Genomic DNA, 11,598 nt, shown 5'->3' with positions numbered 1-11,598 from the left:
CTCGCCTACGTCTTCGGTCCCCCGCTGGGCTACGACCGTGCCGCGACCGACACCTCCCTGGCCAATCAGTTGAGGCAGCAACGCATGGCCTGGGACGTCCCTCTCGCCAATCCCGACAGCCGGCGCGCGACCCAGGACTATATGAACGGCGAACAGAAGGGCTGTATCGACAGCCTGCGCGACATGGCAGCGCGACGGGGCTTCACACTGCAATGAGCCTTGTCGCCCTCCTGCTGTCGGCAATGGTTCAGGCGTCACCCGCCGCAGCCCGGATTACCTATGAGCAGATGGTGGGCTGTGCCGCGACTTTTCGGATGGCCTCAGCGGCGGCGGGTCTGACCGGTAATGCCGAGCTGCGTCAGGCGGGTGTGACGGCCGCCGTGGCCTACGACAACCTGGCCTATCTGTACGGCGAGCCGCTGGGCATTCTGAATGCGGACACCGACGCCGCCATCCGTACCGATGTGGATCGCCAGATCGCCCTTTATGGGCCCGGCCTGAACCGTCGCGCGCCGATCACCCTCCAGGCCATGGACGGCGACCAGCGAGTTTGCCGGGCCGTCTCCGAACGCATTCTGGGCGAAGCGACAGAAGCGGTCGAGGCCGCCACCCCGGCTGACTAAGGCACGACGATTGGCGACGGTCGTGCCGGCACGGAAATGTCACCGTGCCGAAAGAGAAGGTGACAAAAGGGACATTTCCAAACGTCCGAAACCCTATGAATTCAAAATGTTACCGACGCGACGCTTCTCAACCGCGCCAGATTTTGCGAGATTGGGACGGCTGACCTCGTAACGGCTCGCCTCGTCGCATTGTCAAAGACCTTGCGGCGAGATGGCGACAGGTGTGGCCGATTGCAAGACCTGCTTTGGACTATATTCCTATTCTCTCGCCTGTGCGTTTGTCGAGGGAAGGGTTCATCACCCCAGAGAAAGCCTCAACGCGAGCGGCAACCGCGCTAACGGAACTTCCGCAGTCCCCTCGGTCCCATCCGCCCGGTCTGCGCCCGCTTGCCCAGCCAGTCCTTCCAGTCCGGCCAGTTCCTGCGCCGCCCGCCGCCGTCGGCCCATTCCGGCCCGGTCTCGGCGCTGAACACGGTGATGTCCTGCAAGCCGCCGCCCTTGTAGGCTTGCAGCCTGACCCCCTTGCCGCGCCCCATCTCGGGCAGTTCGGCGATGGGGAAGATCAGGGTCTTCAGGTTCTCGCCCAGCGCCGCCACATGGTCGGCCGTCCCGATCCGCAGCAGGGCCTTCAGCTCGCCGTTCAGCACCTGTTTGCCGCCGCGCTTGGAGGCGATCAGATCATCCTCGGGGGCCACGAAGCCATAGCCGTCCTTCGACGCTGCCAGCAGCTTCTGCCCCGGCTGATAGGCCATGACGGCGACGATCTCGGCCTTCTCCTCAAGCTCGATCATCAGGCGCAGCGGCTCGCCGTGCCCGCGTCCACCGGCCAGCTTGTCGGCCTGGAGGGTGAACACCCGCCCGTCGGACGCCGCGACCAGAATCTTGTCGGTGGTGAAGCCCGGTACCAGGAAGCCCAGGCTGTCGCCCTCCTTGAACTTCAGTTCCGACGGATCCTCGACCTTGCCCTTGGTCGCCCGGATCCAGCCGCGTTCCGACAGGATCACCGTAATCGCCTCACGCGGAATATAGGCCTCGGGCGCAGTGAAGGCCGACGCGTCCACGGCCTCGGCGATCGTCGTGCGGCGCGGCGAGATCATCGCCTTGCGCACATCCTGCAATCCCACGATCATCAGCTTGTTCTGTCTGGCCGGCGACGCGATCATGGCCTTCAGCCCGGCCAGTTCGGCGGCCAGTTCTGAGTATTCCTTCTCGATCGCCATCTCCTCGATCCGCGCCAGCTGACGCAGCCGGGTGTCGAGGACATAGTCGGCCTGCATTTCGCTCAGGCCGAAGCGCGCGATCAGCACCGCCTTGGGCTGTTCCTCCTCGCGCACGATGCGGATGACCTCGTCCAGGTTCAGGAAGACGATCCTGAGCCCTTCCAGCAGGTGCAGCCGCTTCTCGACCCGCTCGATCCGCCAGTTCGCCCGCCGGATCAGCACGACCCGCCGGTGATCCAGGAACGCCTGCAGACAGGCCTTCAGCCCCATCACACCCGGCGTGCCGGTGGCATCCAGCACGTTCATGTTGATCGGGAACCGGACCTCCAGATCCGACAGGCGGAACAGGCTTTCCATCAGGGCCTCAGCCTCGATGGTGCGGCTCTTGGGCTCGAGCACCAGCCGGATGTCCTCGGCCGACTCGTCGCGCACATCGGCCAGCAACGGCGCCTTCTTCTGTTCGATCAACTCGGCCAGCTGTTCGACCAGTTTGGACTTGCCGACCTGGTAGGGCATCTCGGTGACCACGACCTGATAGCCGCCGCGCTCCAGCGGCACCCGCTCCCAGCGCGCTCGCAATCGCACCCCGCCGCGTCCGGTCTCATAGGCGTCCAGGATCGCCGCATGGCCCTCAACCGCCACCCCGCCGGTCGGAAAGTCCGGCCCCGGCACGATGGTCGCCAGCTCCGCCGTCGTCGTCCCCGGGTTTTCCAGCAGCACCAGACAGGCGTCGATCAGCTCGCCGACATTGTGTGGCGGAATGGACGTCGCCATCCCCACCGCGATCCCCGACGAGCCGTTGGCCAGCAGGTTCGGGAAGCCGGCCGGCAGCACCACCGGCTCCTCGTCCTGGTCGTCATAGGTGGGTTTGAAATCGACCGAGTCCTGGTCGATGCCGTCCATCAGAAGGACCGCCGCCGGCGTCAGCTTGCACTCGGTGTAGCGCATGGCCGCGGCGTTATCGCCGTCGATATTGCCGAAGTTTCCCTGTCCGTCGACCAGCGGATAGCGCTGCGAGAAATCCTGCGCCAGTCGCACCAGGGCGTCATAGATGGAGGCGTCGCCGTGCGGGTGATAGCCGCCCATGACCTCGCCCACGACCTTGGCGCATTTGCGCGCCGCCGCCTGCGGGTTCAGCCGCATCTGGTGCATGGCGTACATGATCCGCCGGTGCACCGGCTTGAACCCGTCGCGCACGTCCGGCAGCGCCCGGTTGGTGATCGTCGACAGAGCATAGGCCAGATAGCGCCGGCTCAGCGCCTCGCTCATCGGCTCGTCGACGATACGGCCGCCTTCGGGGGGCGGTGGGGTGTGGATGGTCATGCGGGATCGAATCGGTGATGCGGAGGAGGAAGTCTAGCGGCATTCAGGGACGTTATGCCGCCTTAGAACGTTCGCCGACTTAATCAGCGGCAGACCCAAAGACGAAGTCCCAGCTGTAGGTGAAGGTGTGCTGGCAACCTAGTTGGCTGGTGTCGCCGACGATCAAACGATCATAGATTTGAGCATCTCGCCGAGAACCGTCCAACGCTTCTCCCCCGAGCCAGATGACCAGTTGGTCCTGTCCATCAGAAAATTCGGTTCTGCCGTAGATCGCGTATCTGAGACCCGGATCGCGAAGCCGGTAAACGCTTGTGCCATCATGACGTGAAACTCTTCGGCCCGGCCGTGATGGACCTCTGAAAATCTCGCTTTCGCCGATCCTGAAGGCACCTGACGGCCCTTCAATATCAATCGCCATAGCCTCCGCACCACCCTGAAAGCCGACAATGCGCTCGCCTTCAAGCAGGGTGAAACTGCTGTATTTAAAGCAGAGCTGCTTGGGGCCCGCGATTGGCGCCATCGTGTCAGCATCCGACGCCTGAGCGCGTACGGCAGGTGAGGCGAACGCTGGAATGCCAATGAGACCCACAACACAAGCCACGAGTGCCGACGCCGAAATCCTCGCAATGTGACCGCGCACAGTTGGCATAAAGCGATGTGCGGACCGTCCGGCCCTCGGGTCAAGCCCGAGGGGTGACGGCGTCTCTATCCCACCACCGCCTGCATCCCGGCCAGAAGACTGGCTGCGGTGATCGGTTTGGCGACGTGCAGGTCGGCGCCGGCGAGGCGTGCCGCGTCCTGATGCTCGGCCATGGCGTTGGCGCTGAGCATGATGACCGGGGTCGGCGGCGCCCCCTGCTCGGCCTCCAGAGCGCGGATGGCCCGCGTCGCGCTGAGACCGTCCATCAGCGGCATCTGCATGTCCATCAGCACCAGGTCGAACTCGCCCCCGGCGAAGGCCGCCACTGCCTGGGCCCCGTCGTCCACGGTGACCAGGTCTACGTCCTGGTCCGACAGGATCATCTGCACCACCCGCTGATTGACCGGGTGATCCTCGGCCAGCAGGACGCGCAGCGGCCGGTCCGCCGGGCGGGCGGACAGGGCCTCGGGCCGGCTCGGCCGGGCAGCCGACGCCTCGGTCCGTTCCAGCGGCAGCCGCACGGTGAACCGGCTGCCCAGGTTCGGCGTCGAGGTCGCCGAAATCTCGCCGCCCATGATCTCGACCAGCGAGCGACAGATCGACAGCCCCAGCCCGGTCCCGCCGAACCGGCGCGTGATCGAGCCGTCGGCTTGGCTGAACCGCTCGAACATCCGCTCGGCGTGTTCGGACGGGAAGCCGACCCCGGTGTCACGAACCTCCAGCGTCAATGTGTGACGACCGTCGTCGGTCAGGGTGTCGTCGGTGACCTGGATGTGGACGCTGACCCCGCCGCGGGCGGTGAATTTCACCGCATTGGACAACAGATTGCCCAGCACCTGGCGGATGCGTGTGCTGTCGCCGACGAAGGCCCCGCGCGCGGCCTCGTGGCGCTCGATCTCGAAGGTCAGGCCCTTGTCCTCGGCCTTGGCGCGGTGGACGTCGATACAGGCGGCGATGGCCTCGTCCAGGTCGAACGGCCGCGCCTCGAGCGCCAGCTGTCCGGCCTCGATCTTGGACACGTCCAGGATGTCGGACACCAGCCGTTCCAGCGTCACGCCCGACGACTGCACCAGCCCGACCATCTCGCGCTGTTCGGGCGTCAGCTCGGTGCGCGACAGGGCGTCGATGATGCCGATGACGCCGTTCAGGGGCGTGCGGATCTCGTGGCTCATATTGGCGAGAAAATCGGACTTTGCCACGCTGGCGGCCTCTGCGGCGGCCTTGGCCTCGATCAGTTCGCGCTCGGCGGCGACCCGGTCGGTGACGTCGCGCGCCACCCCATAGATCCGGTCACCCATCCGCTGCGCCCGCCATTCCAGCAGGCGGTAGTGGCCATCGGCATGTCGATACCGATTGATGAAGCCCAGGACGGGATCGCCCGCCTTGCGGTGCGTGACCTCGGCGACGCTACCCAGGGTTCCGGGCATGTCTTCGGGGTGGACGAGGCGCAGCAGGGGCTGCCCTTCCATCTCGTGCGGATGGTGGCCCAGGGCGGTGTGCCACGACCGGCTGGCCTTGATCACCCGTCCGTCCAGGTCGCGCACGACCAGAAGGTCCAGCGACACGTCGAAGAAGTTGCTGATCTCGTCCGCAGGCGTCGCGCGTTCGGGAAAGGCCACGACGACGCCGTCGGAGGGTTCAGGATCACGGGTCTCGGCCGACGGCACGTGGGTCATGCGTGGAACTGCCTGTTACGCGTCGCTGACAACGACAGGTCTGTCATGACACGTCAGGGTTAATCCGTCATTGCGCCAATGCGCGTCTTTTACAGCCGACCCGACTCTCTCAGCCGATCGACCATCCACACCCTCGCCTCGGGGATCGGCCGGTTCTGGGGGTGGAAGACGAACTGCTCCAGGAAATGCCCGGTCAGGTCCAGACCGGCCCCCACATCGCCCTCGCCCAGACCCGCCTGCGCCCCCAGCATGAAGGGCGGCAGCTTCAGCATCTTGTCGGCATAGGGGGCACCCGCCTCGCGCGACACGGCCCGGCCCGTGCGCGGGCTGACATAGATCAGGTCATCGACCGTGCCCGTCGCCGCGCATCGCGACAGGTCCAGCCCGAACCCGAGGTCCTCCAGCAACCCCGCCTCGAACCGAACGAAGATCGCGGGCCAGACGGCCGGGATCTGGAACGCCGACATCAGCGCCTCGAACGCCAGAAAGGCCCCCGGATGCGGCTCCCGCTCCGGCAGGGCACCCTGCGCCACCGCCGCCGCCGCGCTCAGTCCGGTCAGGGCGACGGCGTCGTCGAACAGGGCCGCGACGCCCTCGCCCACCGCCTCCAGCCGCGCCGAGCCCAGGTGGTCGCTGGTTCGTGCCCGATAGTCACAGATCACCCGCGACCCGGCCTGCAGGAACGGCTTCATCTTGCGCGACGCCCCGCCCGCCACATAGGCCCCGCGCCGCCCATGGGTCTCGGTCAGCAGATCGACCACGACCCCCGTATCCCCATGCGCCCGCGCCGACAGGACGAAGGCCTCCTCGTGAAAATCCATCAGGGCGCCGGATCGGCCGGTGCGGGATGGGCCCGGATCAGAGCCGTCACGTCTTTGGCGACGTCGTTGGGCACCGCATAGCTCAGCACATACTGCTGGATCTTCCAGCCGCCGTCGGTCCTGACCAGCACCCCCGACCCCCGCGTCACCCCATAGGCGTCGTTGTCGAGCAATTCATCGAACGAGACGACGCACTGACAGGGTAGGTCCAGCACCGTGACCACGCGCTCGCGAGGGTGATAGGTCCAACCCCTGCCCTGGCTGAAATACGGCATGGCATAGGCCCGGAACTGCTCGACACTCCAGCGCTCGGTCGCATCCGTGCCGACGAACCGGGCGTCGGGCGTGAACAGGTCGAAATAGGCCGGGCCGTCGGCGGCGGTCGCCAACTCATGCAGCCGATCGACGACGGCCGACGCCTCGGCCTCGGGCGTGGATTGCAGGACGATCGCGAGCGAGAGGGCGAGAAACGACATCACAGGTTCCCGGTTTGTACACCTCCGTCATAGAGGCCCGCATCGCAGACGCCAACACCGCATGAGTCCGTCTGTGAAAGGCGCCGCACGGGCCTTCTAGATGACGACCCAGATCAACGCCCCGCCCATGACCCCGGACAGCGGCGCGATCAGGCGAACGGCCGGGACCGGAATACGGCTCGCCCACCACGTCGAATAGCCCGCATGCCAGCGTCGGGGCAGGACCAGCAGGACCACAGCCGAGACGATCAGGAAACCGCCGATCACCATCACCGCAAGCGGGTATCGAGACCCGGCGGCCGCCAGGATCATGGCCGCACCGGCCAGGATGCGCACCGTCATCTCGCCGATATGGACGCTCGGTGACCCACCCATGCGACTGAGCGCCACAAGCGCCTGACGCGGCCGGACCAGCATGAAGACGCCCAGGCCAATCAGCCAGACGCCCGCCACGACGACAAGTCCCTGCGACACGGTGGCGATCATGGCGGGTCTCGGAGGGGGCGTGACCCTCCGAACCTAGCACACGTGCCGGAGATGTCTCAGGCGAGGCTACTCCCCGCTTTCCGGAACGGGATAGGTCTCCGGTGTCAGCACGCTGGCCAAGGCCACCAGGTTGCGCGCCGCGTTACGCCCCACGCGGTCGGAATAGTCGTGGCCCTGATCCGTCTCGACATAGTCGGGCCCGGGCCCCGGCCCCAGGTGCCAATAGGTCCAGCTCTGCCCCGGGATGGTGAAGCCCATGTCGATCAGGCCCTGGGAGATGGTGGCCACGATGTTGTGGGCCCCGTCCTCGTTGCCGGTGACGACGATGCCCGCGACCTTGCCGAAGGCCACCGGCCGGCCGCTGTCGTCGGTCTCTGCGAACCAGGCGTCCATTCGCTCCAGTGCGCGCAGGGCCACGCTCGACATCTGACCCAGCCAGGTCGGGGTGGCGAACACCACGATCTGCGCCGCCTTCAGCTTGGCATCCACCGACGGCCAGTCGTCCCCCTCGCCCTCGTCGGCGGAGACGCCGGGCCTGATATTCAGGTCGACCAGCCGGACCATCTCCACCTCGGCCCCGCCCTTCTCCAGTTCGGCGATGACGACGTTTGCGAGCGCCTCGGTGCTCGACGTCTGCGGCGACGGCTTGAGGGTGCAGTTGAGGACGACGGCCTTCATGAGATGCTCCGGGGTTGAGCGAGACAAACCGGCGAATAGGTGGGACGTTCCCTCTCCTCCCCGTTCGCCGCTTGGCGAATGGGGAGGTGGATCGGCGCATCTTCGCGCCGAGACGGAGGGGGCGACTCGGTCTTCCCGGTGGCTCTTTGACACCCTCACCTCGGCCACCGCATCGCCCCCTCCGTCAGCTCGCAAGCGGCTCGCTGCCACCTCCCCATCGCTGCGCGACAGAGAGGAGAAGTTCATTTAACCGCCCGGTTGACAACGCCTCCTCCACGCCGTACTTAACCCATCAGTTCAACACGAAACCCGCCATGCCCGCCCCCGACCCCCTCTCCGCCAAGTTCGCCGCCCTCGCCGATCCGACCCGTCGGGCCATCCTGGCGCGGCTGTGCGAGGGCGAGGCCAGCGTGGGCGACCTGGCCGAGCCGTTCGACATGAGCTTGCCCGCCGTCTCCAAACATCTGAAGGTGCTGGAAAGGGCCGGTCTGATCAGCCGGGGCAAGGAGGCCCAGTGGCGGCCCGCCCGGCTGGAGCCGATGGGCATGAAGGGCATGGCCGAGTGGCTGGAGCACTATCGGCGATACTGGGATGCCAGCTTCGACCGCCTCGACGCCTATTTGAAGAAAATCCAGAAGGGAGACCCCGATGGCCCACGAAACTGAAATCGACCCCTGCCACGCCACCGGCGCGCACGGCCATACCCTGGTGCTGGAGCGGATCCTGAACGGGACGCCGGAGAAGATCTGGAAGGCCTGGACGACGCCGGAAATCCTGGCCCAGTGGTTCTGTCCCAAGCCCTGGTGGATCACCGACGCGGTCATCGAGCCCGAGGTCGGCGGCCGCTTCGCCGTCACCATGAACGGCCCGGACGGCGAGGTCATGCCGAACGACGGGGTCTTCCTTCTGGTCGAGCCCGCACGCCGCTGGATCACCACCGACGCCTTCATCAAGGGCTGGTTGCCGGCCGGGCCCTTCATGTCGGCCGAGATCGAGCTGACCCCCCTGCCCGACGGCACGACCCGCTATGTCGCCACCGCCCGCCACTGGTCGGAGGAGACGATGAGGCAGCACGAGGCCATGGGCTTCCACGACGGCTGGGGCACGGTCGCCGACCAGTTGAACGAACTCCTGCCGACGCTCTGAGATGTCGCTCGTCGATCCCGCCCTGAAGCCCCTCCCGCCGCTGCTGCCGGGCCGGCTGGAGATGACCCGCACCTTCGACGCGCCCCGGCCCCTGGTCTGGGCCGCCTGGACCCGGCCCGAGATGCGGGTCGGCTGGATGGGTCCGGTCGAATGGCCGATGGTGTCGGGCACCAATGACCTGCGGGTCGGCGGCGAATGGCGCGCCTGCCTGCGCTCGGTCGAGACGGGCGAGGACCTCTGGCAGGGCGGCCACTACCGCGAGATCGACGAGCCCCGCCGCCTGGTCTTCACCTTCAAATGGGACGAGAGCCACGAGGACGGCCCGCCCGCCGACACCCTGGTCACCGTCGACCTGCACGAAACCGACGACGGCCGGACCCGGATGGACTTCACCCACGAGGGCCTGAAGTCCGAGCGCAGCGTCACCGGCCATACCTACGGCTGGACCTCGACCATGGACCGGCTGGACGCCTGGCTGCTCGCCAACCCCGACTGAACCCAAACCCCAACGAGACAGAGAGGAACGCCGTCATGAAACTGGTCACCGCCCTCAGCTTCCAGGGCCAGTGCCGCGAGGCGCTGGAGTTCTACAAGTCCGTCCTCGGCGGCGAAATCCAGGCCTTTGCCTATGCCGAGGCGCCTCCCGGCATGCCCGTCGATGCGAAATATGACGACTGGCTGATGCACGGCTGGCTCCAGATCGGGGACCAGGCGATCATGGGCGCGGACATGCCGCCCGAGTTCGCGCCGAACATCGACAAGCCCAAGAACGGCTTCGACGTCTCCTTCCACACCGAAGACGCAGAAGAGGCCCGCCGCGTGTTCGATGCCCTTTCAGCCGGCGGCACGGTCGGCATGGCGTTCGGCGAGACCTTCTGGTCGCCGGGCTTCGGCACCTTCACCGACAGGTTCGGCATTCCCTGGATGATCAACACCACCGGCGCGATGCCGTCATGAAGGCCTCGCCCAGCGTCTGGGTCGGTCGTGTCCTGACCGGCCTGTTCGCCGTCTTCATGCTGGGCGCGTCGATCATGCCCAAATTCTTGATGCCCGAGATCGCCGCCCAGAGCTCGGCCTCGACCGGTTGGGGTGCCGACAAGATCCTGTTGCTCGGGATCATCGAGCTGAGCTGCCTCGTACTCTATCTGATCCCGCGTACGGCAGTGTTCGGTGCGGTGTTGATGACGGCCTATCTGGGCGGTGCCGTCGCCTCGAATCTCAGGGTCGACAACCCCCTGTTCGGCTTCACCCTGTTCGGCGTCTATCTGGGCCTGTTCATGTGGGGCGGGCTGTGGCTGCGCGACCCGGCCCTGCGCCGGCTGTTCCCCCTCCGTCGGAGCTGATCGCCATGAGAAAGCTCATCGCCGCCGCCTTTATCAGCCTGGACGGCGTCATGCAGGCGCCGGGCGGGCCCGAGGAAGACCCGTCGGAGGACTTCGCTTTCGGGGGCTGGACCGCCCCCTTCTGGGCCGCGGACACCGACCCCTTCATGGGCGTATTCGACGACGCAGGGGGTCACCCGTTCGACCTTCTGCTGGGTCGGCGGACCTACGACATCTTCGCTGCCTACTGGCCGGTGCATCAGGAGATTCCGATCGGCCCCCTGTTCGACCGCGTCACCAAATATGTCGCCACCTCGGACCCAGACACGGCGACCTGGATCAACTCGGTCCCCCTGACCGGCGACGTCCCGGCCGAGGTCGCGCGGCTCAAACAGGGCGAGGGCCCCGACCTGTTGACCCAGGGGTCCAGCGTCCTGCTGCACGCCCTACTGGCCCACGACCTGATCGACGAGCTGCGCCTGATGACCTTCCCGGTCGTCCTGGGCCACGGCAAGCGCTGGTTCGGCGAGGGAGCCGCACCCGCCGGCTTCACCCTGGACCGGACCGAGACCTTCTCGACCGGCGTCGTGTCCAGCCTCTACACCCGGGCCGGCGAGGTCCGGACCGGCACGATCGGCGATGCCTGATCCATCAGTCTCAGGGCCGGGGCGACTCGGCCCGGAGGGCGACGGTCTCCAGCAGCCCCGCCAGCACCTCGTCGCCGTCCCAGCGCGCCATCTCGGCCAGTTCCTGGGCCATGGAGCCGATATACTCGCGGACAGGATACTCCGCCTTGGCTGGGGAGCGGGATGAGACGGCGGAGGTCTCGGCGAGTTCGGCGCGGGCCATGATGAAGGTCCTCGGATCTGACAGCGAGTCTCACCCTGCACAACTTTAGGGTAAACGACAACCCATAGCTGAATTCCGCATTGCACAATCGGCGTGATTGACAGGACGGCTGCGTCTGACCACCTTCGCCGCCTCCCAAACAGACTGCGCCCTAATGAACCTCGTCATCGTCGAGAGCCCGGCCAAGGCCAAGACCATCAACAAATACCTCGGCCCGGACTATGAGGTTCTGGCCTCCTACGGCCACATCCGCGACCTGCCGTCCAAGGACGGGTCCGTCCGTCCCGACGACGATTTCGAGATGGAATGGGAGGTCGATGCCCGCGCCTCGGCCCGGA

At 66.5% G+C, this 11,598-nt stretch carries 17 protein-coding genes; 9 read left to right on the top strand and 8 right to left on the bottom strand.

What is annotated here, in order from left to right:
* Together ACILQR_RS12590 and ACILQR_RS12585 are read left to right on the top strand one after the other, a co-directional pair.
* The coding region (locus tag ACILQR_RS12590; RefSeq protein ID WP_395651751.1) for a hypothetical protein at positions 1-216 on the top strand (216 nt) is incomplete at its 5' end.
* A complete protein-coding gene (locus tag ACILQR_RS12585; RefSeq protein WP_395651750.1) occupies positions 213-623 on the top strand; it encodes a hypothetical protein in 411 nt (136 codons plus the stop codon). The genes ACILQR_RS12590 and ACILQR_RS12585, both read left to right, overlap by 4 nt.
* Before the next feature lie 335 nt (positions 624-958).
* On the opposite strand, the gene parC is transcribed toward ACILQR_RS12585, so the two are convergent.
* The 7 genes from parC to ACILQR_RS12550 all read right to left on the bottom strand — a co-directional run bounded on the left by parC (position 959) and on the right by ACILQR_RS12550 (position 7,943).
* Positions 959-3,166, bottom strand: a complete 2,208-nt coding sequence (parC, locus tag ACILQR_RS12580; protein ID WP_395651749.1) for a DNA topoisomerase IV subunit A — start codon at positions 3,164-3,166, stop codon at positions 959-961.
* A 79-nt stretch (positions 3,167-3,245) separates the two neighbouring features.
* On the bottom strand, positions 3,246-3,686 hold the full coding sequence (locus tag ACILQR_RS12575; RefSeq protein ID WP_395651748.1) for a hypothetical protein: 441 nt from the start codon (positions 3,684-3,686) through the stop codon (positions 3,246-3,248).
* 185 nt (positions 3,687-3,871) lie between these two features.
* Positions 3,872-5,482 (bottom strand): ATP-binding protein, encoded by a 1,611-nt coding sequence (locus ACILQR_RS12570; RefSeq protein ID WP_395651747.1) that lies wholly within the window; start codon positions 5,480-5,482, stop codon positions 3,872-3,874.
* 89 nt (positions 5,483-5,571) lie between these two features.
* Positions 5,572-6,303 (bottom strand): DNA repair protein RecO, encoded by a 732-nt coding sequence (gene recO, locus ACILQR_RS12565; protein ID WP_395651746.1) that lies wholly within the window; start codon positions 6,301-6,303, stop codon positions 5,572-5,574.
* Positions 6,303-6,779: a nuclear transport factor 2 family protein gene (locus ACILQR_RS12560; protein WP_395651745.1), complete on the bottom strand. Its 477-nt coding sequence runs from the start codon at positions 6,777-6,779 to the stop codon at positions 6,303-6,305. Before ACILQR_RS12560 ends, recO begins: the two co-directional genes overlap by 1 nt.
* 96 nt (positions 6,780-6,875) lie before the next feature.
* Positions 6,876-7,265, bottom strand: coding sequence for a hypothetical protein (locus ACILQR_RS12555; protein WP_395651744.1), 390 nt, complete (start codon positions 7,263-7,265; stop codon positions 6,876-6,878).
* 66 nt (positions 7,266-7,331) lie between these two features.
* Positions 7,332-7,943, bottom strand: a complete 612-nt coding sequence (locus tag ACILQR_RS12550) for a flavodoxin family protein (protein ID WP_395651743.1) — start codon at positions 7,941-7,943, stop codon at positions 7,332-7,334.
* 314 nt (positions 7,944-8,257) lie between these two features.
* Between ACILQR_RS12550 and ACILQR_RS12545 the strand changes: the two genes are divergently transcribed.
* Genes ACILQR_RS12545 through ACILQR_RS12520 form a run of 6 tightly spaced genes read left to right on the top strand, consistent with a single transcriptional unit; the run spans position 8,258 to position 11,058 of the window.
* Positions 8,258-8,608, top strand: coding sequence for an ArsR/SmtB family transcription factor (locus ACILQR_RS12545; RefSeq protein ID WP_395651742.1), 351 nt, complete (start codon positions 8,258-8,260; stop codon positions 8,606-8,608).
* A complete protein-coding gene (locus ACILQR_RS12540) occupies positions 8,592-9,089 on the top strand; it encodes an SRPBCC family protein (protein ID WP_395651741.1) in 498 nt (165 codons plus the stop codon). The genes ACILQR_RS12545 and ACILQR_RS12540 overlap by 17 nt, the downstream gene beginning before the upstream one ends.
* Position 9,090: 1 nt before the next feature.
* Complete coding sequence (locus tag ACILQR_RS12535; protein WP_395651740.1) at positions 9,091-9,585, top strand: SRPBCC domain-containing protein; 495 nt, start codon at positions 9,091-9,093, stop codon at positions 9,583-9,585.
* A gap of 35 nt (positions 9,586-9,620) precedes the next feature.
* Positions 9,621-10,046, top strand: coding sequence for a VOC family protein (locus ACILQR_RS12530; RefSeq protein WP_395651739.1), 426 nt, complete (start codon positions 9,621-9,623; stop codon positions 10,044-10,046).
* Complete coding sequence (locus tag ACILQR_RS12525; protein WP_395651738.1) at positions 10,043-10,432, top strand: DoxX family protein; 390 nt, start codon at positions 10,043-10,045, stop codon at positions 10,430-10,432. Before ACILQR_RS12530 ends, ACILQR_RS12525 begins: the two co-directional genes overlap by 4 nt.
* Positions 10,433-10,437: 5 nt before the next feature.
* Positions 10,438-11,058 (top strand): dihydrofolate reductase family protein, encoded by a 621-nt coding sequence (locus ACILQR_RS12520; RefSeq protein WP_395651737.1) that lies wholly within the window; start codon positions 10,438-10,440, stop codon positions 11,056-11,058.
* Between the two features lie 10 nt (positions 11,059-11,068).
* Here ACILQR_RS12520 and ACILQR_RS12515 read toward each other — a convergent pair whose 3' ends face one another.
* The gene (locus ACILQR_RS12515; RefSeq protein ID WP_395651736.1) at positions 11,069-11,260 is read right to left on the bottom strand and encodes a hypothetical protein; all 192 of its coding nucleotides are present in this window, start codon (positions 11,258-11,260) and stop codon (positions 11,069-11,071) included.
* 154 nt (positions 11,261-11,414) lie between these two features.
* On the opposite strand from ACILQR_RS12515, the gene ACILQR_RS12510 reads away from it, so the two are divergent.
* A partial coding sequence (locus ACILQR_RS12510; RefSeq protein ID WP_395651735.1) for a toprim domain-containing protein occupies positions 11,415-11,598 on the top strand: 184 nt, incomplete at its 3' end.

Origin of the sequence: Brevundimonas sp., from assembly GCF_044239655.1 — a bacterium.
Classification (GTDB): Bacteria; Pseudomonadota; Alphaproteobacteria; order Caulobacterales; family Caulobacteraceae; genus Brevundimonas.
Note: the sequence above shows the minus strand (reverse complement) of the source record. Positions and strands in the feature narration are given on the sequence as shown.